This is a genomic window from Streptomyces barkulensis, from assembly GCF_002843305.1.
In the GTDB taxonomy this organism is placed as follows: domain Bacteria; phylum Actinomycetota; class Actinomycetes; order Streptomycetales; family Streptomycetaceae; genus Streptomyces; species Streptomyces barkulensis.
Map to the genome: position 1 here is coordinate 142,010 of NZ_PGSG01000025.1, position 19,781 is coordinate 161,790.

Sequence of the window (19,781 nt, forward strand, 5' to 3'; positions counted from 1 at the left end):
ACCACGAGGAGGCAGCCCGCGATGGACCCGGTCAAGGACGCGGAGGCGAGGAACGGCGGACAGCCGGGCGGGCAGGGCGGCCACCCGGTCAGGAGCACGGCGCAGGGCACCGCCCCCGTCCCGCTGTCCGTTCTCGACCTGGCCACCGTCGGCGCCGGCCGCACCGCCACCGACGCCCTGCGCACCTCCGTGGAGATCGCCAGGCTCGCCGAGAGCCGGGGCTACCACCGGCTGTGGGTCGCCGAGCACCACTCCATGCCCGGGGTGGCCAGCTCCTCGCCCGCCGTCATCCTGGCCCACCTGGCGGCCCACACCGCCTCCATACGCCTGGGCTCGGGCGGCGTGATGCTGCCCAACCACGCGCCTTTGGTGATCGCCGAGCAGTTCGGCACCCTGGAGGCGCTCGCCCCCGGCCGTGTCGATCTGGGCCTGGGCCGCGCCCCCGGCACCGACGGGGCGACGGCCGCCGCACTGCGCCGCACCGACCGGCCGCACGAGGCGGCCGACGACTTCCCGCGGCAGCTCGCCGAGCTGATCCGCTTCCTCGACGACGACTTCCCCGACGGCCACCCCTACGCCCGTATCCACGCCGTCCCCGGCCCCGTCCAGGGCAGCGTGCCCGGCGGGGTGCAGGCGGCGAACCGGCCGCCGGTGTGGCTGCTGGGCTCCTCCGGCTTCAGCGCGCAGCTCGCCGGGAGCCTGGGCCTGCCCTTCGCCTTCGCCCACCACTTCTCGGCGGCCAACACCCTTCCCGCCCTGGAGCTGTACCGCTCCTCCTTCCGTCCCTCGGACGTGCTGGACGAGCCGTACGCCCTGATCGGCGTCTCGGCCCTGGCCGCGGACGAGGAGGGGGAGGCGCACCGCCAGGTGATGACCGGCGCGCTGTCGATGCTGCGGCTGCGCACCGGGCGCCCCGGCCTGGTGCCCACGCCCGAGGAGGCCGAGGAGTACGAGCGGGGCATGGGCGAGCTGGAGCGCGACTTCGTACGCGGCTGGCTGGCCAACGTGGTGTACGGCACGCCGGGGCAGGTGCGCGACGGCCTCGACGCGCTGGCCGGGCGCACCGGAGCCGACGAGCTGATGATCACCTCGCAGTCGCACGGGGCGCGGGCCCGGCTGCGCAGCTACGGGCTGATCGCCGACGCCTACGGGCTGCCGTCCGCCACCAGCAACTGACTGATGCGGTCGGCCGGCACCGGCTTGGAGTAGTGCCAGCCCTGGCCGGTGTCGCAGCCGATCCGCCGCAGCCGGTCGGCCTGGGCCGGGCCCTCGACGCACTCGGCGGTGACCGTCAGCCCGAGGTTGTGGGCGAGCTGCACCAGCGAGGTGACGATCGTCTCGTCGGCCGGGTTGAGGGAGCGGGCGGTGCGGAAGCCGCGGACGAACGTTCCGTCCAGCTTCAGCCCGCGCACCGGGAGCCTGCTGAGGTAGGCGAGGTTGGAGTAGCCGGTGCCGAAGTCGTCGATCGCGATGCGCACATCCATGTCGGACAGCGCCTGGAGCGCCTTGATCGGCCGTCCCGCCGAGCCCATCACCGCCGACTCGGTCAGCTCCAGCTGGAGCAGCCCCGGCGGCAGCCCCGTCTCCTCCAGGATCGCCGCGACGTCGGCCACCAGATCCGAGTCCCACACCTGCCGCACGGCCACGTTGACACTGACGTACAGCGGCCGGCCGGGCTGCTCCAGCTGCCAGCGGCGGGCCTGGCGGCACGACTCGGCCAGGATCCAGCGGCCCAGCGGCACGATGGCGCCGTTCTCCTCGGCCAGTCCGATGAACCGGTTGGGGGCGAGCGTGCCGAGCCGCGGATGACGCCAGCGCACCAGGGCCTCCACCCCGGTGATCGTCTCGTCGTGCAGGGAGACGATCGGCTGGTACTCCAGCGCGAACTCGCCGCGCTCCAGCGCCGGACGCAGCGTGCTGGACAGCGCCTGGCGGGTCATGCGGTTGGCGTTGCGCTCGGGGTCGAAGAGCGTCCAGCGGGCCTTCCCGTCGGCCTTCGCCCAGTAGAGCGTGGTGTCCGCGGCCTGCATCAGCTCCGTGGCGGTGGTCCCGGCGGCGGGCCGCTCCACCACTCCGATGCTGGCGGAGACCGCCAGCCGCTGACCGGACAGGTCGAACGGCTGCTGGAGGGCGGCGAGCACCTGCTCGGCCAGCTCGGTCAGCGGCTGGGTGCCGGTGGAGGCCTCGGCGAGCAGGGCGAACTCGTCGCCGCCCAGCCGCGCCACCAGATGCCCGCCCGGCTCGGCGCACCGGCGCAGCCGGTCGGCGACCGCGTCCAGCAGCCGGTCGCCCACCCGGTGGCCGAGGGTGTCGTTGACGGCCTTGAAGCCGTCCAGGTCCAGGTAGCACAGCCCGACCCGGCCGGTGGTGGACTCGGTGAGCACGGTGGACAGCCGCTCGAAGAACAGGGACCGGTTGGGCAGTCCGGTGACCGGGTCGTGCATCTGCAGATGGCGCAGCCGCTCCTGGAGGTCGCACCGCTCGCTGATGTCGGCGACGGACAGCAGGGCGGCGCCGCGGCACCGCCCGGACCGCGCGGCCGGTCCGCCGGTGGGGACCACGGTGACCCTGGCCCACACCGAGCGGCCGTCCCCGTGCTTGAGGCGGCGGGTGCAGCTCATGAAGTCGCTGCGCCCCTCCAGCACTGCCTGGCACTCGTCGCGGGTCCGGTCGTCGATGCCGAGCCCGGTCAGGGCGGCGACGGGGGTGCCGGCGAGTTCGGCGGCGGGGGAGCCCAGCAGTTGCCCGAGCGCGTGGTTGGCGGCCAGGACGCGCCCCTCGCCGTCGATCACCGCCATCGCGAGACCGGCGGCCTCGAAGGCGGTGCGGTAGTCCGCCGGGTCGAGGGGAGGGCCGCCGAGGGGAGGGCCGCCTGGGGGAGGGCCGGGAGGCGCGGGCGCCCGGAGGTCCGCGGGACCGTCACTCTCGGTCACGGCGGGCGTCGTCGTGCCCGGACTGTCACCCGGTTTCCTGCCCGGTCCGTCGAGTGGTCCATTCACCGATCGCTCCCGCGGGGGACTCGTCTCGTGTAGGTGGCCCGGGCGGCGGGCCGGTGGTCTTCGTGGGGGTTTCCGCCCTGGAAATGTGCCGATCATAGAGGCTTATCGGGCGGCCGAGCCAGTGTCGCGCGGAGTGTTCCGGATCCGTGCGGCGGACCCCTGGGACGCATTTTCGAGCGGCTGATCGTTCCTGCGCGGCAACTTCCCGCGGGCGACCGATGATGACCGATTGTTACGCACTGTGATCCTGTGGGGTCTCACTCGTACGGCGTAGCGGAACGGGGCACGCGGGCACAGGAAGGCACACAGTGGGTGCCGTGCCCCCTCCCCGGGGCGCCGTGCCCCGACACCACCGCGGGAGGACGATGTGCGGTTTACGCGCAGGGCCGAGTGGACCGGAGGGGGACGGAGCGAGCCCGTGTCCCGGCCGGGCGGCTCCTGGCCGGGCCCCCGCTCCCGCAGGACCGGGGCGGTGCTCACGGCGTTCTCCGCGCTGGTCGGCACGAGCCTGGTCACCGGGCCGGTCGCCGTGGCGGCCGGAGCCGGCTCCTGCGCCCTGGAACGCACCGCACTCCACCACTCCGAGGGGCTGGACACCTGGCACCCGGCCTACCCCCGGCCCCTGGGAGAGCTCGACGCGCTGATGGTCTTCCTGTCCTTCCCCGAGAACCGGCCCGCCGCCTCCCCCCGCGGGATCGCCGCCGACTACTTCCCGGAGACCTCGGACTTCTTCGAGCGGGCCTCCTACGGGAAGTTCACACTGCGCCCGCACGTGACGCCCCGCTGGCTGGAGATGGCGGCCGACTCGCGGGCGTACGGGATACAGCGCGACTGGGAGCCGGACCTGCGCGGCGCCTACCTGCACGACGCGGTCGCCGCGGCCGACCCGCACGTGGACTTCGGCGACTACGACATCGTCTACCTCGTCGCCGACCCCGACGCGCCGGGCGTGAACTCCGACGCCACCAAGGTCGTCAACCTCGACGAGCCGATCACCGTGGACGGCACCGAGCTGCACCGGGTCGTGACGGTCTTCGAGAAGCGGCCGCCGGACCGCAACGTCCTCGCCCACGAGACCCTGCACATCTTCGACCTGCCCGACCTCTACCACCAGCCCGAGGGCGGCGACGGCGACTGGGACACCCACGTCGGCGACTGGGACATCATGGGCAGCCAGTTCGGACTCTCCCCGGAGCCCTTCGGCTGGCACAAGTGGAAGCTGGGCTGGCTGGACGGCGGCCGGATCGACTGCCGGGCCGAGACGGGCGTCAGCCGGCACACCCTGCGCGCGGTCGGCGCACCCGACGGCGACGGGCCGGCCGGCGGGTCCGACACCCGGCTGGTCGCGGTCCGCACGGGGCGCGGCGAGGCGCTGGCGATCGAGGCGAGGGAGCCCAGCGGCAACGACGTCACCTCCTGCACCAGCGGCGTGCTGGTCTACCGGGTGCGCAACGACGTCCCCTCGGCGCACGGCCCCGTCAAGGTGGTCGACGGCCACCCCGGCACCGGGGCGTGCGACCGCGTCTCGGTGTACCCGCCGCTGGCCGACGCGCCGCTGGGCCCGGGGGAGACCGTGGAGGTGGAGGCGGACACGGGCACCGTGCGCGTGGAGGTCGTGGACCGCACCGAGGAGGGCTGGCGGGTGGAGGTCACCGTGCGCGGAGTGCCGGGCCCCGGCCCCGGGGCGGTGTGAGCGCGGCGGCCCCGCCTCCGGCCGACCCGTGCAGGGCCCCCGTGCAGGGCCCCCGTGCAGGGCCCCCGTGCAGGGCCCGTGTACGGGGAAAGCCGGAAGGCCTCCGCTTCCACGGAGGCCTTCCGGCTGTCTGTACGCCGCCAGGGACTCGAACCCCGGACCCGCTGATTAAGAGTCAGCTGCTCTAACCAACTGAGCTAGCGGCGCCTGTTGACGTGGTAAACCTTAGCACCCTGATCCGAGGGAGCGGAAATCGGTTGATCACGGCCGCCGGCGGGCCCCCGGCCGCCCTCGCGAACGGCCCGCACACAGGCCCACAGCAGCGCCTCGGTGCCCGGCAGCCAGGGCTTTCGGACATCCGGGGCGACCAGCCAGCGGGTGGTGGGCGGACAGCCCTCGCCGGGCACCGGCGGAGGGATGGTCACGGCGTCGCCGAGGCCGTAGCACAGAAGCGGAGGGATCGTTTCCGCAGCGCCGCCCGCGGTGCCGTCCGCGGTGCCGTCCGCCGGGGCGGGCGAGCCCCGCCACTCCCGCCAGCGCAGCAGGGCCGGCAGCCGCTGGGCGGTGCCGGGCTCGGCGAACAGCAGCATCCGTCCCGCGTGGAGCGCCACCGGGCCGGTGCCCGGCCCCGCGGTCCACAGCCGGTCCAGCATCCGGCGGCCGAACAGCGTGCCGACGCTGACCACGTCGAAGGCGGTGCCGCAGGGCAGGGTGCTCGGTGCGCCGGGGCGCACCGCCCACAGGGCGTGGACGCTGCGCGGGAAGGCACTGGAGGAGGCGAGCCACTCGGCTCCGGCGGGGGTCACATAGGCGGCGGGATCGCTCATGCCCACAACATCTACCGGCAACCTGTGTACCGTCCCTGGAAATCCGTGAAAACGGGACACGGCGCGGCGGCGTCCGGTATCTTCCGCGCCCGCATATGCCGCGGGCGTAGCCGTGGCCGCCGTCACCTCCGCGCCGTCACTCCGGGGTGCGGTCCCTCATCAGCTCGCGGCCGAACTCGATCATCTTGCGGGCGTAGTCGGCCGTCCACTCGGCCCGCTCCGCGATCGCCTCGTCCGGCAGCCGGTCGAAGCGCCCGGGGTCGGCGAGCTGCGCCGCCGCCATGGCCTGGAACTCCATGGCCCGGTCCGCCGCCGCGCGGAAGGCCAGGGCCAGCTCGGTGGCGCGGCCCAGCAGCTCGCGCGGATCCTCGATGGACTCCAGGTCGAAGAAGTGCTCGGGGTCCGAGGTGGCGTCCGGCGGTTCGAAGAGCAGCGGCGCGGGGCGCCGATGGCGCGGCTCACCGCCGCGCCGTTCCGGAGCCGGGTTCGGCTCGGACATGGAGATACCTCCGTCGGTCGTGGGCAGCGTTCCATTGTCCACCCTCCCGGCCGCCCGGCGCGGGTCCGGGCGGGGCGGCCACCCGGCACCCCGTCCGGCCGCCCCGCCGGGAGCGCTCACCAGGCCACGGTGTGCTCCGCCAGATGGGCCAGGACCGCGTGGTTGGCCTCCCAGCCGTCCGGGAACTTGACCGTGACGCCGAGCTGGACCGGCTCGGCCGAGGGGTACTCGTCCAGCAGTTCGGGGACGCCCGCCCGGCACACCACCACACAGGCCTGCCGGTGGCGCGAGGCCAGCACGCACAGCCGTCCCGTCTCCAGGTGGAAGGCCGTGGCGTCCGGGCGGCCCGACAGCGGGTGGAGCACCACCGTCACATCGAACTCGCGTCCCTGGAGCCGGTTGGCGGTGTCCACCGCGACGTCCGTCACACCCAGGCGGGCCAGCGCCGCGCGGACGGCCGCCGCCTGGTCGCGGTGGGCGGTGCCCACCGCGACCCGCTCCGCCGTCACCGGGTCCGGCTCCCCGGAACGCTCGCCGAACGCCGCGCCGCCGCGGTCCAGCAGCCGCCGCACCACCGCCGCGACGGCCGCGACCGCCTCCGGGTCGGTACGCGGGGTGTGGCGGGCGGGCAGTTCCAGCAGCCCCCATCCGGAGCCGGCCGCCTCGTCCAGCACCCGGTCCACACAGGAACCGTCGGAGGGCTGTGCGAACTCCAGCCGCCGCTCGCCCGGTCCGGTGCCGCTGCGGAACGGGGTGTAGGGGTAGAACGCCCTCGACACCAGCGGCGCGGCCGAGGCGGGCAGCCGCCAGGAGACCGGCAGCCGGTGCACGGGCAGGTCCGGGTTGTGCGCCAGCAGTGTGGTCACGGCGCTGGCCGACGGGTCGTACGACAGTCCCGCCCACTGCTCGGAGCCGACCTGGCTGAAGGGGTCGAGCTGCCCGGGATCGCCGACGAACAGCGCCCGCTCGAACAGCCCGGCCACCGACAGCAGCGCGTCGGAGCGCATCTGGTACGCCTCGTCCACGATGGCCTGCTCCCACGGCCCGGCCCCCCGGACGTGGGCCCACTTGGCCGCCGTGGAGACCACCACGTCCAGCCCGGCCAGATCCGCGGCCTTCGAGGACTTCACCACCGACGGGTGGCGGTCCAGCACCGGGGAGTAGGGCTGCGCCTCGCTGCTGTGCAGCCGGCCCACCGGCAGCTCCGGCTCGGCGGTCGCCAGCCGGTCCACCAGATCGTCCACCTGGGCGTTGGTCTGGGCGACGATCATCAGCGGGCGGCCCGCGGCGGCCAGCTCCCGGGCGGCGCGCACCACCAGCGTGGTCTTGCCGGCGCCGGGCGGCGAGTCCACGACCACACCGCGGTGGGCGCCGGAGAGGACGTCGCGCAGGATCGCGCCGGTCGCCTCGGCGGCGGCCGAGCCCGGGTCGGGCGTGGTACCGGTGCCGGCGGGGGTGCCGGCGGGGGTGCCGCTCACAGCAGGTCCTCCGGTGTCACGGGGTCGGGCGCGTCCAGGGCGTCGGGGTCGGGCGGGCCGCCGTGCGTCCACGGCGTCTCCTCCGGGTCCGGCAGATCCGGTCCGCCGCGCGGAGCGTGCTCGAACAGCGTCCAGCACACCGTCTCGCCCACCTCCGGCACCGAACCCGCCTCCGGCTCCCTGCCGCGGCCCATGCCGCCGGTCAGCCGTACCGTCACCAGCCCCGGCGCAGGGGACTCCGTGAACACCCCCGGCTGCGACTTCCCGCCCTCCAGGGCCCGGTACAGCCGCTCGCCGCCCTCCAGGTGCGGCCGGTCACCGGTGCGGACGGTGACCAGCGGGCGCGGCATCGGGCGCTTCCCCGACGAGTACGCCATCTCCACCTCGACGACCTCGCCCTCGAACGCCTCCCCGGCCATCCGCCGCTGAGCCATCACCAGCGGGTCGTCCAGCGCCTCCTGGGCGGCCAGTTCCGCCTGGGCCGTCTCCCGGGCGGCGAGCTTGCGGGCCGCCGTCACCGCGTCGTCGCGCCTGGGCTGCGGCGGCTCGCCGCCGCGCACCCGGTCGCGGTGGGCGGTGTAGGACCAGCGGTCCCGCTTCCAGCGGTCGGCGACGTGCGCGCCCGGCGGCAGCGCGCGCAGCAGGTCCAGGCCCTGCCACACCGCGTCCCAGGTGGGCCGCAGCTGGGAGGCGACCAGTTCGCGGATCTCCGCCTCGGCGCCGGGCAGCCCCGCGTCGTACCGCGCGACGGCCGGGGCCAGGCGGCGGTTGTCGAAGGCCGGGTCGGTGGCCGGTCCCGCGGGCGGGATGAGCAGCAGCCCGTCGCGGTCGCGGGCCAGCTCGGCGCGGAGGGCCGCCTCCGCGCCCGACTCGCCCTCCCCGGCGGTGATCCAGGCCAGCAGGGCACCGAGGTGCTGGTCCTCCAGACGGCTCTGGCCCGTGGCCCAGTGGCGGCCCAGCACCTCGGTGACGGCCAGCAGCAGCGAGGAGCCGGGCACCCGGGCCCGCTCCCCGTAGTGCGTCAGCCACCTTCCCAGCAGCGGCAGCCGGGGCGGGGCGGGGTGGGCGGCCCGCGGATCCTCCTCGGCGGTGCGGCGGAAGCGCATGGACCGGCCCAGCAGCCGTACGTAGGCGACGCCCGCGGAGCTGGGCACGACCAACTGCGGCGCGTCCGCGCACAGTTCGACCTCGACCTTCGCCTTCCTCCCCGTCTCCGGGTCGGTCTCGGAGCGCTCGACGAGCTCCACCTCGTCCTGCGCGGCCTCCAGATGGGGCAGTACGGCGTCGGCCAGCTCGGCGAGGAAGGCGAAGCGCAGCGTACGGTCGCGCGGTTGGGGGACGACCAGCAGGCGGGGCGCGTCCCGGTCCGTCCCCACCATCGCGCCCAGCGGGGCGCCGACCTCGCCGGCGGTGGTCAGCGGTACCAGGACCAGGGGCCGCTCGGCCAGGTGCCGGTGGCGCACCGTCGCCACGGGCCGCGCCCGGCCCGTGGCCGCGGCCTCGATCCGGGCCAGGGTGGTCACCAGCGACATCAGGGCCTCCTCGCGGCCGCGAGGGCCTCGGCCCGCAGCCGGGCCGCGCGGCGCAGCGCGGCGGCGGCCGGGTCCCCGGCGGGTCCCTCCGGCGAGCGGTCCGACGAGGGGTCCGGCGAGCGGTCCGCGGTGCCGCGCGTCTCGTCACGGGCGGCCGCCAGGACCGCTTCGACCGTGGTCAGCCCGCCCAGCTCCCCGCGGACCTCGCGGCCCAGCACCTCCACCGCGCCCTCGGACCGGGCGCGGTCGCGGCAGTGGAAGGCCAGTTCGCAGGTGGACAGGCACTGCGGCGCGTAGGCGGCCGGCACCGACTCGACGGAACCGGCCAGTTCGGCGGGCGGGCGGGCCGGGTCGAAGCCGGCGCCCTCGGGGAGTGCCGCGGCGATCTCCTCCAGCCGCGTCAGCCGGGCCAGCTGCCGCCGGGTGGTGGCGATCTGCCTGCGCAGGTCGAGCGCCTCGGCGGTGGGCAGGTTGGAGAAGTCCTTCGGGCAGACCAGCAGCGCCCGGTCGTCCACCCGGCCGCCGGGCACCTCGAGCGCCTTCAGCGCCAGGGCGTAGACGGCCGCCTGCCGGGCCGCGGCGCCGACCTTGGCCGGATCGGCCGAACCGTCCAGGATCGGGAAGGACTTGATCTCCACCACCGTCCAGCGCCCGTCCGGGTGGACCGCCACCGCGTCGGGTTCCAGGTGGACGGGGGAGCCGGCCACGTCCAGCCGCACCATCGGGTGGTCCAGCAGCGTCCAGCCGCCGTCGGCCGTCGCCCGCTCCAGCGCCTGCCGGGTGCGCTCCGCGCGCCCGGCGGGGCCGGGCGCCGACAGGTCGGGCACGGACACCCCGCCGGGCTCGGGGGCCGGGGTGTCGGCCGCGGCGGTGCGCGAGTGGACCAGGCGCATCAGCTCGGCGCCGCCGTCCCCCTTCACCCGCGCCTCGAAGGCGTGGCCGCGGACGAACGCGAACTGCGACTGTCCGAAGGGCGCGGGGGAGCCCAGCGCCTCAGCCAGCGCGCCCTTGTCCACCCCGGCGCCGTCCAGCAGCGCCCGGCGGCGGCAGCCCGGGTTGGCGGCCAGCGCGGCGAGCGCCCGCGCGTCCATCGGCCGGGGCGCGACGTCGGCGCCGCGCAGCTCGGCGAGCCGTCGGCGCAGGGCTGTCGTCGGTTGGCTGTCGGGGTTGTAGCTCACCCGCGGAAGTGTGACATCCGCCTGTGACACCGATGGAGTTGAGGTCGCCCGGAGCCGCCGGTGCGGACCGCTGCCCCGAGGCCGCGGCGCCCGCCGGTCCGTTCGCGGTCCCGTCCGCCGTGGAAGGCCGCAACCATGCCGCCGCCCGGTCCGCGCCGCGCATCGCCGGGCCGGTCAGCAGCAGGCCGGCGCCCATCACCGCGGCGCCCGCCACCGCGTCCAGCAGATAGTGGTTGGCGGTGCCCATCACCACCACCGTCGTCAGCAGCGGATGGCCGACGGCCGCCGCCCGCGTCCACGGTCCCCGTCCGCCCAGCCGCCACAGCACCGCGCCGCACCACAGCGCCCAGCCGACGTGCAGGCTCGGCATGGCGGCGTACTGGTTGGTCAGCCCGCCCAGGCCCCGCGGGGCGCTGGCCTCGCCGCCCCACCAGCCGTACTCGCCGTACTGCGCCATGGTGTCGGTGAAGCCGTGCGCTGCGGCGAGCAGGCGCGGCGGGCAGGTCGGGGCCAGGGTGAAGCCGACCAGGCCGATGAGGGTGGAGACCATCAGCCAGGTGCGCAGCCTGCGGTAGTGGGCCGGCCGGCGGCGGAAGACCCAGACGAGTACGGCCGGGGTCACCAGGTAGTGCAGTGTGGCGTAGAGGAAGTCGGCCGGGACGCCGAGCCACGCGTGGCCGGTGAACAGCCGGTTGAGGAACCGCTCGGGGTCCAGGTTCAGCCGCTCCTCGAAGCGCAGGATCGCCAGCCCGTGGCCGACGGCCGTGGAGACGTCGCCGCGTGCGAGCAGCCGCCCGGCGGAGTAGGCGCCGTAGACCACGGCGATCAGCGGCAGTTCGGTCCACCACCGAAGCCGTGCCCGGACCATCGTGAACGCTCCCCCAACTCCCGTGGTCGGCCGTACGGCGGCCGGACGGCCGTTTGCGGCACGGATACGGGGAGGAGGACGCGGGGGGAGCGCCGGGGGGTTGAGCGCGGCGCCCGCGCCCGGCGCGCGATGATGGCCGTGAGCCCCCTTTCGAAAGGCATGGAATGGCAGCGCGCATCCTGGCGGTCCGGCACGGCCAGACCGCATGGTCCCGGTCCGGACGGCACACCGGCCGCACAGACGTCCCCCTGCTGGATGAGGGGCGAGGCATGGCTCGCGCCCTGGGGGAGCGGCTGCGCGGCGCGCCCTGGGGCGGGCTCCCGGACGCCGAGGTCCGCACCAGCCCGCTGTCGAGGGCGAGGGAGACCTGCGACCTGGCGGGTTTCGGGGAGCGGGCCACCGACTGGGACGCGCTGCTGGAGTGGGACTACGGCGCGTACGAGGGGCTGACCCCGGACGGCATCAGGGAGCGGGCGGGGCGGGACTGGCTCATCTGGCGCGACGGTGTGGCCGGCGGCGAGCGCCTGGCGCAGGTGGCCGCCCGCGCCGACGAGGTGGTCGCCTGGGCGCGGTCGGCGGAGCGCGACGTGCTCGTCTTCGCGCACGGCCATCTGCTCCGGGTGCTGGGTGCGCGCTGGCTGGGTCTGGACCCGTCCTTCGCCGCACGGCTGCGCCTGGACGCGGGAGCGCTGTCGGTGCTGGGCTGGGCCTACGGGGAGCCGGCCGTCGAGAGCTGGAACGACCGGGGCCACCTGGACCGGCCGGGGCGGTGACGGGCGGCGGGCCGGCCGTCAGGCCGGCCGTGCCCCCTCGGCCAGGCGGTCCAGGAAGTCCGCGACGGCCGGGACGCCCCGGTGGTGCCGCAGCCGCCGGGCGGTGCCGTCGAGCATTCCGCCGACGCGGGAGGAGCGCACCTGGCCGAGCAGGTCCAGCACCCGGCCGGCGGAACCGGCGGCCTCCTCCACCTCGCCCCCGCCGGCGAGGTCGTCCGCCAGCTCGGCGGTGAACAGGGCGGTGTTGCGTGTGAAGTGCGGATCCTGGAGGGCCACCGCGCGGCGCGCGCGGCGTGCAGCGCGCCCCCAGTCGCCCAGCGCCGCCCAGCACTGCGCCTCCAGACCGTTCAGTTCGGCCTCGCCGTAGAAGGTCATCCACTCCGGGTCGGCGTCGCGGGGGCCGCGTTCGAACAGCGTCCGCGCCCGGCTCAGCGACTCCTCGCAGGCCGTGCGGTCGGCGAGGAGGGCCCAGCCGCCCGCCTCGCGCGCCGCCAGCAGCGACAGCAGCCGCGCCGAGCCCAGGTGGCGGGCGATGTGCTGCCCGGCCTGCGCGGCCCGTACCGCCTCCCGGGGGCGCCCGGCGTCGCGGGCGAGGAAGGAGGTGTTGCAGAAAGCGTGCGCCTCCAGGGCCGCGTCCCCGGCCACCCGGGCGATGGCCAGGGCCTCGGCGTAGTGCGGACGGGCCTCGGCCAGGCGGCCCGAGTCGTGGGCCAGCCAGCCCACGGAGAGGGCCAGCTCACCGGTCCAGGCGTGCAGCCGGTCGGCGGTCGGCTGCCGCCGGGCGCCCGTGTCCAGCAGGTCGTACGCGGCCCGCAGCGCGCCGTCGGCCCGGTGGTAGAGACCGTCGGCGCCGTACCGGTCGTCCAGCAGCCGGATGTCGCGCACCGTCTCCTCGACGGCCGCGGCCTCGGACGTGCCGGGCCGGCCGCTCCGGGCGGCGGCGTGGGCCGCGCCGGCGGCCGGGCGCGCCAGGAGGGGGTCCAGGGACACCGCCGCCACTGCGGCCGGGCCGCCGGTCATGAACGCGCGACGCAGCACGTCGTTCTCCTCGTCGGTCGGGCGATCGCCGGGGCCGTGGCTCGGGCCGTGGCTCGGGCCGTGGTTCGGATCGCGGGTCGGGCGGAGCGGCTCCGGGAGGGCGGAGCCGGGGCGGGTGCGGGCGTCTTCGGGCGTGCCCGCGGCGTCGTACGCCCCCCGTCCGCGCGCGGTGCGCCCGCGAACCGCCTGACGGGGCTCGAAGCCCAGATCGGTGAGCGAGCACCCCGGGTACATGTGCAGGAACACGCGCTCGTAGGCGTAGTTGGGGCAGCGGATCTCCCCCGCCTCCACCCGCCCGACGTACCGGGCGTCGCAGGAGACGTTCTCGCCTATCTCCCGGGCCGCCCTGCGGACGACCGCCGCGAACTCCCCGGGCGAGAGCCGCCCGCGCAACCGCCGGAAGGCCAGATTGGGCTGACGGCCCGGACCCGCCGGCGCTGAGGGTGACGGTGACGACGCCATGGCCGGGACCGTACCGGCTGCCTCGTGGAGCATACGAGATGTTTTGCCGACAAACGGGATATCCAACACCTGATTTGCCATCAACTGCCATCCTTTGCGGCGGCATTGCGCCGTAGCGGTTGACAGACCGGTTCGTTGAGCCTCGTGTAGCGAACGTGGAGGACGACCCAGGAGGAGGTTCCCCCGTGCTGGACACCGGCCGCGAGACCGGCGGCGGCCCGCCGCCCGCCGGAGTGCCGGACGCGCCCTGCGAACTGGTGACCGTGCCCGCGCGGCACGGCCTGGAGGCCGTCGACATCCTGCGCCTGCGCGAGTGTGTGGGCCCGGTGCTGCACGACGGGGCGGGCGGCACCCTCGGTTTCCTGGTCCCGCCCGGCACCGCGGACGGCTGGGACCTGCCGGGCAGCGTCTGCGTCCCGGTCCACCGCCGCTTCGGCCGGCCCGCCGACCCGCCGGTGGCGGGCACCGGATGGCTGGTGCCCCCGGAGAGCGCGCACACGGGCACCACCGAGCCGGCGCGGCTGCGCGCCGCGCTGAGCGAGGCGGCCCGCACGATCGCCGCCGCCGAGGGCGGTTCCTGAGAACGGCCGGGGAGCGGCCGCGCCCCGCGGTCCCCGCGGGGCGCGGATGGGCCGTACGGGTGATACTGGACCGTGTGGCGAGGAACGGACGGCGACGCGAGGGCGGCAGGCGGGCCAGGGAGCCGGTGAGCGAGCCGGTCGACGGCGGACTGGCCCAGCTCCTGCCGGACCCGGACCGGCCGCGCGCCTGGACACTGCTGCTCGACGGTGCACCGCAGTCCCATGTGGACCTCGACGACCCGACGCACCTGGACTTCGAGTACCAGCGCAGGATCGGCCATCTGATCGACCTGGCCGCACCGCCCGGGCGGCCGCTGCGGGCGGTGCACCTCGGCGGCGGCGGGCTCACCCTCGCCCGCTACACCGCCGCCACCCGGCCGCGCTCCACCCAGCAGGTCTTCGAGGCGGACGCCGCGCTGACCGCCCTGGTCCGCCGCGAGCTGCCGCTGGAGGGCTCCTGGCGGATACGGGTGCGCGGCGGCGACGCCCGCGCCGGGCTCGCCAGGCTCCCCGAGGACGGGGCCGATCTGGTCGTCGCGGACGTCTTCGGCGGCGCCCGCACCCCCGCCCACCTGACCAGCGCGGAGTTCCTCGCCGAGGTCCGGCGGGTGCTGTGTCCCGGCGGGCTCTACGTCGCGAACCTCGCCGACGGGCCGCCGCTGGCCCATCTGCGCGCGCAGGTCGCCACCGCCGCCGCCGTCTTCCCCGAACTGTGCCTGATCGCCGACCCCGCCGTGCTGCGCGGGCGGCGCTTCGGCAACGCCGTCCTGGCCGCCTGCGACCGGGCGCTGCCCGTCGCCGAGATCACCCGGCGCGCGGCGGGCGACCCGCACCCCGGCCGGGTCGAACACGGTCGCGCGCTGGCCGGCTTCACCGGGGGCGCGGCCCCCGTCACGGACGCCACCGCCACCCCCTCGCCGCAGCCGCCCGCGCGGGTCTTCCAGCGGCGCTGAACCGGCCGCCGTACCCCGCCGCCGCCCCGGCCGACCGTCAGCCCCCGTGCTCGTCGACCGTCACCCGCGGCGGGGTGCCGTCCCAGACGCAGAAGACCGACGACGCCTCCTGGCCCCGGGTGAAGGTGACCCGTATCCACTCGCTCCCCCGCCAGACCCGCATCTCCCAGCCGGGACCGGGAGACGCCGAGACGAGGGCGGCCGAATCCCGGCCCAGGTCGAAGGCGACCCGGCCGCCGCGCACCTCGCGGCTCTCCACGTTCCCGGACGTCCTGCCCGCGCGCGCAGTGCCCTCGCCAGGCCCGGCGTCCCGGCGGGTCCCGGCGGAGCCGCGCGAGACGGAGGGCCCGGACGCCACGGGGGAGCGGGCGGTCGAGGACGGCCTGGGCCGCCGGGTGGAGGCGGTCTCCGGCTCGGGACTGTGGCGCGAGGCGGACGGCGCCGGGATGTCCGAGGTGATCGGCGGCATCCGCGGCAGGTCGTACGCGGCCTGTGACACCACGGTGCGCACACCGAACCAGGACAGGGCCACCGCCGACCCGGTGGCCAGCATCCACGCGCCCGCGTGAACCAGTCCTCGTCGCATCCCGCGCACCCTAGCGCCGCGCCGGCCGAAGTTCACCCCGCGCGCCCGCGGCCGCGCGGCTTCGTCCGGCCCCTCCTTGAGGCGCCCGCGCATGACGTACCGTGCCGCCCATGGCACGTGTACTCGTCGTCGAGGACGACCAGTTCGTACGCTCCGCCCTGATCAGGCATCTGACGGAGGCCTCCCACACCGTACGCAGCGTCGGGACGGCCCTGGAGGCGCTGCGGGAGGTCGCGCACCTCGGATTCGACGTGGTGATCCTCGACCTCGGACTGCCCGACCTCGACGGGGCCGAGGCGCTGAAGATGCTGCGCGGGATCACACAGGTGCCCGTGATCATCGCCACCGCGCGGGACGACGAGGCGGAGATCGTCCGGCTGCTCAACGACGGTGCCGACGACTATCTGGTCAAGCCGTTCTCCGTGGAGCATCTGTCGGCCCGGATGGCCGCCGTGCTGCGCCGCGCCGGAACGGGCACGGGCACGGGCACGGGCGCCGGGACGGGCGCGGGGGCGGGGGCGGACCGGGCGATACGGGCCGGCGGGCTGGTCGTCGATCCGCTGCGGCGGCAGGCCGAACTCGACGGACGCGCCCTTGACCTGACCCGCCGGGAGTTCGACCTGCTGGCCTTCCTCGCGCAGCGCCCCGGGGTCGTCGTGCCGCGCAGGGAACTGCTGGCGGAGGTCTGGCAGCAGAGCTACGGCGACGACCAGACCATCGACGTCCATCTCTCCTGGCTCCGCAGGAAGCTGGGCGAGACCGCGGCCAACCCCCGCTATCTGCACACACTGCGCGGTGTGGGCGTCAAACTGGAGCCCCCGCGGGATTCCCCGCGGGATTCCCCGCGGGATTCCCCGCGGGGGTCCTCGCGGGAGTGAACCCGGCCGGGAGCGCCGGGGCCGGGACGGGACGGCGGGGGAGAGGGGGAGGGGGAGGAGTCCATGAGACGGGCGCTGGTCAAGGTGTGCATCGCCGTGACCGCGATGGTCGTGGTGGCCTTCGCCGTACCCCTGGCGCTGGTGGTCAAGGAGATGGCCCGCGACCGGGCCTTCACGGGCGCGGAGCGGCTGGCCGCCTCCGTCACCCATCTGCTCGCCGCCACCGGCGGCGACCGGGGCCCGCTCCAGCGCGGGCTGGCCAGCATGCCGGCGCAGGCCGCCGGGCGGATCGCCGTCTACGCGCCCCCGGGCCGGGAGGACGGGAGTGCCGAGATCGGCGAACGCCGCCTGGACGAGGGGAGGCTGAAGGCCACGGCCCCACTGGAGGGGGCCGCCGTCGTACCCGTCGAGGGCGGCTTCGTGCTGCTCCAGCCGGTCACCACCGAGCGGTCCGCCGTCGTCGAGGTGTTCGTGCCCGAGGAGGAGGTCACGGGCGGTGTCACCACCGCCTGGCTCGTCCTGGCCGGTACCGGCCTCGCGCTCGTCGTGGCGTCCGTCGTCATCGCCGACCGGCTCGGCACCCGTATGGTGGGCGCCGCCGAGCGGCTGGCCGGGGCCGCGAGGGAACTGGGTACGGGACGGCTGGCGGTGCGGGTTCCGGTGGAGGGGCCCGCCGAACTGCGCCTGGCCGCCGCGGCGTTCAACTCCATGGCCGATCAGGTCGCCCAGCTGCTCGCCAACGAGAGGGAGTTGGCCGCCGATCTCTCCCACCGGCTGCGCACCCCCCTGACCGTGCTCCGCCTCAACACCGCCTCGCTCGGCGCCGGTGACGCCGCCGAGCAGACGCGCGCGGCCGTCGCCCAGCTGGAGCGGGAGGTGGACCACATCATCCGCACCGCGCGCGAGCAGCGGACCCAGCCGCCGGACGCGCCGGGCGGCGGCGCCTTCTGCGACGCCTGTGAGGTGATCCGGGAGCGGATGGACTTCTGGTCCGCGCTCGCCGAGGACGAGGGCCGCGACGCGGAGCTGGCCGGGGTCGGGGAGCCGGTACGCGTCCCCGTGGCCCGCGCCGACCTCGCCGCCGCCCTCGACGCGCTGCTCGGCAACGTCTTCCGTCACACTCCGGAGGGCACCGCCTTCGCCGTGGACGTCCACCGCTCGGCCGCCGGCGACTCGGTGATCGTGCTGGTCTCCGACGCGGGCCCCGGCATCGACGATCCCGACGCGGCGCTGTGCCGCGGCCACGGCGACGGCGGGCCCGGTTCCACGGGCCTGGGCCTGGACATCGTGCGGCGGGTGGCGGAGTCCACCGGCGGCGACGTGCGGATCGGGCGCTCGGTGCTCGGCGGGACGGAGGTACGGCTCCTGCTGTCCTCGGACGGAGGGCCCGCCGGTGGAGCGAGCCGCCGGCGCGGACACAGAACGCGACGGGGCGTGCGCCGAAAGTGGTGATTCCTCAGCCGTTCCGTAGACCGGCCTTAAGGGAGCCATAAGTTCCCGGGCGTCTGCCCGGAACGGGCGTTTCGCCGGAATCGGCCTCGCTAGCGTGCTCCCTGTCCACGTTCCCCCTGGATCGAGGCAGGAGTGCGATGAGGAGCATCGCCGCACAGTGGCGCCGCCCGGGCGGGCGGCGGCAGCCGATCGCCGACGCGGCCGTGGCGGCGATCGTGGCGGCCGGCGGGCTGGTCCTGGCCGGTACGGCCACGGCGGAGCCGGGCCCCGCGCCGTCCGCCGCGGCCACCGCGGAATCGTCCGCCGCGGCCGACGGAGCGCGGGAGAGCGCCGAGCCGCCTTCCCGCTGAGTCCTCCCGCCCCGGCCCCGCCGGTCCCCCGGCCGGTGGGGAGCCGGCCCCCGTGAACCAGCCACCCCCCACGGCAGGCGGGGCGCAGCGGTCTCCACCCCCCACGCCCGCTGCGCCCCGCCCGGTCCGGCCGGTGCGTTCCGGTCTGCCCCGGTCAGGCCCTCCGGTCAGACCGCCCGGCCGCCGGGTGCCTCAGTCGGCCACCGGGTCTCCCACCGTGTCCAGCGCCCCGGGCGCGGGCAGTTCACCGGTCCGGGCGACCTCGGCGTACCAGCGGGCGCTGGACTTGGGGACGCGCTCCAGGGACTCGAAGTCCACGTACACCGTGCCGAAGCGCTTGCTGTAGCCGTACGCCCACTCGAAGTTGTCCAGCAGGGACCACAGGAAGTAGCCGCGCACGTCGGCGCCGTCGGCGATCGCCCGCCGGACGGTGTCCAGGTGGCTGCGGAGGTAGGCGATGCGGTCGGGGTCGTGGACGGTGCCGTCGGGGGACGGCTTGTCGTCGCAGGCCATGCCGTTCTCGGTGATGTAGAGCGGGATGCCGCCGGTCTCGCGGTGGTAGCGCATGAGCAGGTCGTGCAGACCGGTGGGGTCGATCGTCCAGCCCATGTCGGTGGTCTCGCCCGGGGTCTGGTGGAAGGCGATGTCCTCCGCCGCCGGCCAGGGGGACTGCTCGCCGCCGCCGTGCCCGTCCCGGCGCGGCAGCTTCCGGTCGGCGGAGGCCGAGACCAGGGTGGGGGTGTAGTAGTTGATGCCCAGTGCGTCCAGCGGCTGGTGGATGTCCGCCAGGTCGCCGTCCTTGACGAAGCTCCAGTCCGTCAGGCGCGAGGTGTCCTGGATCAGGTCCTCGTCGTACACCCCGCGCAGCATCGGGCCGTCGAAGATCCGGTTGGCCAGGGCGTCGATGCGCCGCCTGGCGTCCAGGTCGTCGGGGTCGTCGGTGAGGGCCCGGACGGCGGCCGGGTTGATGCTGACGCCGATCTGCGCGCGGCCGGGGAGGGCGGCGCGCAGGGCCTGGGTGCCCAGTCCGTGGGCGAGGTTGAGGTGGTGGGCGGCGCGCAGTACGTCGGCGTGGTCGGTGCGGCCGGGGGCGTGGACGCCCGAGCCGTAGCCGAGGTAGGCCGAGCACCAGGGCTCGTTGAGGGTGGTCCAGTGCTCCACGCGGTCGCCGAGCGCGCCGGCGACCAGGGAGGCGTACTCGGCGAACCGCTCGGCGGTGGCGCGCTCCGGCCAGCCGCCGGCGTCCTCCAGTTCCTGGGGCAGGTCCCAGTGGTACAGCGTGATCCAGGGGGTGATGCCCTTGGCCAGCAGCTCGTCGACCAGCGAGCGGTAGAAGTCCAGGCCGCGCTGGACGGCGGGGCCGCGGCCGGTGGGCTGGACGCGGGACCAGGAGATGGAGAAGCGGTAGGCGTTGAGGTTGAGGTCCGCCATGAGCCGCACGTCGTCGCGCCAGCGGTGGTAGTGGTCCACGGCGACGTCGCCGGTGTCGCCTCCGAGCACCTTGCCGGGGGTGCGGCAGAAGGTGTCCCAGATGGACGGTGTGCGGCCGTCCTCGGCGGCGGCGCCCTCGACCTGGTAGGCGGAGGTGGCCGAGCCGAACAGGAAGTTGGCGGGGAAGGAGGATTGGCTCATAT

Annotated in this window: 18 protein-coding genes and 1 tRNA gene; 8 read left to right on the forward strand and 11 right to left on the reverse strand. The window is 75.6% G+C overall.

Translation table 11 applies throughout. The annotated features are described in order from the left end of the window. Positions 1–21: 21 nt before the first annotated feature. Positions 22–1,176, forward strand: a complete 1,155-nt coding sequence (locus CUT83_RS05215) for an LLM class flavin-dependent oxidoreductase (protein ID WP_101254671.1) — start codon at positions 22–24, stop codon at positions 1,174–1,176. On the opposite strand, the gene CUT83_RS05220 is transcribed toward CUT83_RS05215, so the two are convergent. Then, positions 1,146–2,999, reverse strand: a complete 1,854-nt coding sequence (locus CUT83_RS05220; RefSeq protein ID WP_240957682.1) for a putative bifunctional diguanylate cyclase/phosphodiesterase — start codon at positions 2,997–2,999, stop codon at positions 1,146–1,148. The genes CUT83_RS05215 and CUT83_RS05220 overlap by 31 nt on opposite strands. A 418-nt stretch (positions 3,000–3,417) precedes the next feature. Here CUT83_RS05220 and CUT83_RS05225 point away from each other — a divergent pair, with 418 nt between their 5' ends. After that, positions 3,418–4,692 (forward strand): M6 family metalloprotease domain-containing protein, encoded by a 1,275-nt coding sequence (locus tag CUT83_RS05225; RefSeq protein WP_173915027.1) that lies wholly within the window; start codon positions 3,418–3,420, stop codon positions 4,690–4,692. A gap of 133 nt (positions 4,693–4,825) precedes the next feature. Here the strand turns inward: CUT83_RS05225 and CUT83_RS05230 are convergent. The 7 genes from CUT83_RS05230 to CUT83_RS05255 form a co-directional block, all read right to left on the reverse strand. Continuing rightward, positions 4,826–4,899, reverse strand: a tRNA-Lys gene (locus tag CUT83_RS05230). Next, on the reverse strand, positions 4,890–5,519 hold the full coding sequence (locus CUT83_RS05235; RefSeq protein ID WP_101254674.1) for a hypothetical protein: 630 nt from the start codon (positions 5,517–5,519) through the stop codon (positions 4,890–4,892). The genes CUT83_RS05230 and CUT83_RS05235 overlap by 10 nt, the downstream gene beginning before the upstream one ends. A 136-nt stretch (positions 5,520–5,655) precedes the next feature. Then, positions 5,656–6,018: a DUF8844 domain-containing protein gene (locus tag CUT83_RS05240; protein WP_101254675.1), complete on the reverse strand. Its 363-nt coding sequence runs from the start codon at positions 6,016–6,018 to the stop codon at positions 5,656–5,658. Between the two features lie 116 nt (positions 6,019–6,134). Beyond that, complete coding sequence (locus CUT83_RS05245; protein WP_101254676.1) at positions 6,135–7,496, reverse strand: AAA domain-containing protein; 1,362 nt, start codon at positions 7,494–7,496, stop codon at positions 6,135–6,137. Continuing rightward, positions 7,493–9,028 carry a hypothetical protein gene (locus CUT83_RS05250; protein ID WP_101254677.1) on the reverse strand — a complete coding sequence of 512 codons (1,536 nt, stop codon included), beginning with the start codon at positions 9,026–9,028 and terminating at the stop codon, positions 7,493–7,495. The genes CUT83_RS05245 and CUT83_RS05250 overlap by 4 nt, the downstream gene beginning before the upstream one ends. Then, the gene (locus CUT83_RS30020) at positions 9,028–10,119 is read right to left on the reverse strand and encodes a hypothetical protein (RefSeq protein ID WP_158238968.1); all 1,092 of its coding nucleotides are present in this window, start codon (positions 10,117–10,119) and stop codon (positions 9,028–9,030) included. The genes CUT83_RS05250 and CUT83_RS30020 overlap by 1 nt, the downstream gene beginning before the upstream one ends. Beyond that, a complete protein-coding gene (locus CUT83_RS05255; RefSeq protein ID WP_240957680.1) occupies positions 10,022–11,074 on the reverse strand; it encodes a phosphatase PAP2 family protein in 1,053 nt (350 codons plus the stop codon). The genes CUT83_RS30020 and CUT83_RS05255 overlap by 98 nt, the downstream gene beginning before the upstream one ends. Positions 11,075–11,238: 164 nt before the next feature. Here CUT83_RS05255 and CUT83_RS05260 point away from each other — a divergent pair, with 164 nt between their 5' ends. Beyond that, positions 11,239–11,847, forward strand: a complete 609-nt coding sequence (locus CUT83_RS05260) for a histidine phosphatase family protein (protein WP_101254678.1) — start codon at positions 11,239–11,241, stop codon at positions 11,845–11,847. Positions 11,848–11,865: 18 nt separating this feature from the next. Here the strand turns inward: CUT83_RS05260 and CUT83_RS05265 are convergent, their stop codons facing one another. After that, positions 11,866–13,347 (reverse strand): NsdA family TPR-like regulatory protein, encoded by a 1,482-nt coding sequence (locus CUT83_RS05265; protein ID WP_101254751.1) that lies wholly within the window; start codon positions 13,345–13,347, stop codon positions 11,866–11,868. 185 nt (positions 13,348–13,532) lie between these two features. On the opposite strand from CUT83_RS05265, the gene CUT83_RS05270 reads away from it, so the two are divergent. Both CUT83_RS05270 and CUT83_RS05275 read left to right on the forward strand, forming a co-directional pair. Then, positions 13,533–13,928: a hypothetical protein gene (locus CUT83_RS05270; protein ID WP_420882392.1), complete on the forward strand. Its 396-nt coding sequence runs from the start codon at positions 13,533–13,535 to the stop codon at positions 13,926–13,928. A gap of 74 nt (positions 13,929–14,002) precedes the next feature. Next, positions 14,003–14,881, forward strand: coding sequence for a spermidine synthase (locus CUT83_RS05275; protein WP_101254753.1), 879 nt, complete (start codon positions 14,003–14,005; stop codon positions 14,879–14,881). A gap of 37 nt (positions 14,882–14,918) precedes the next feature. On the opposite strand, the gene CUT83_RS30025 is transcribed toward CUT83_RS05275, so the two are convergent. Next, on the reverse strand, positions 14,919–15,467 hold the full coding sequence (locus CUT83_RS30025) for a hypothetical protein (RefSeq protein WP_101254679.1): 549 nt from the start codon (positions 15,465–15,467) through the stop codon (positions 14,919–14,921). Between the two features lie 110 nt (positions 15,468–15,577). On the opposite strand from CUT83_RS30025, the gene CUT83_RS05285 reads away from it, so the two are divergent. The 3 genes from CUT83_RS05285 (at position 15,578) to CUT83_RS05295 (ending at position 18,147) form a co-directional block, all read left to right on the forward strand. Continuing rightward, positions 15,578–16,345: a response regulator transcription factor gene (locus tag CUT83_RS05285; protein WP_165869381.1), complete on the forward strand. Its 768-nt coding sequence runs from the start codon at positions 15,578–15,580 to the stop codon at positions 16,343–16,345. A 63-nt stretch (positions 16,346–16,408) separates the two neighbouring features. After that, positions 16,409–17,797 (forward strand): HAMP domain-containing sensor histidine kinase, encoded by a 1,389-nt coding sequence (locus CUT83_RS05290; protein WP_101254681.1) that lies wholly within the window; start codon positions 16,409–16,411, stop codon positions 17,795–17,797. Between the two features lie 137 nt (positions 17,798–17,934). After that, positions 17,935–18,147 (forward strand): hypothetical protein, encoded by a 213-nt coding sequence (locus CUT83_RS05295; RefSeq protein WP_101254682.1) that lies wholly within the window; start codon positions 17,935–17,937, stop codon positions 18,145–18,147. Between the two features lie 192 nt (positions 18,148–18,339). On the opposite strand, the gene CUT83_RS05300 is transcribed toward CUT83_RS05295, so the two are convergent. Then, a complete protein-coding gene (locus CUT83_RS05300) occupies positions 18,340–19,779 on the reverse strand; it encodes a GH1 family beta-glucosidase (protein WP_101254683.1) in 1,440 nt (479 codons plus the stop codon). Positions 19,780–19,781: the final 2 nt, after the last annotated feature.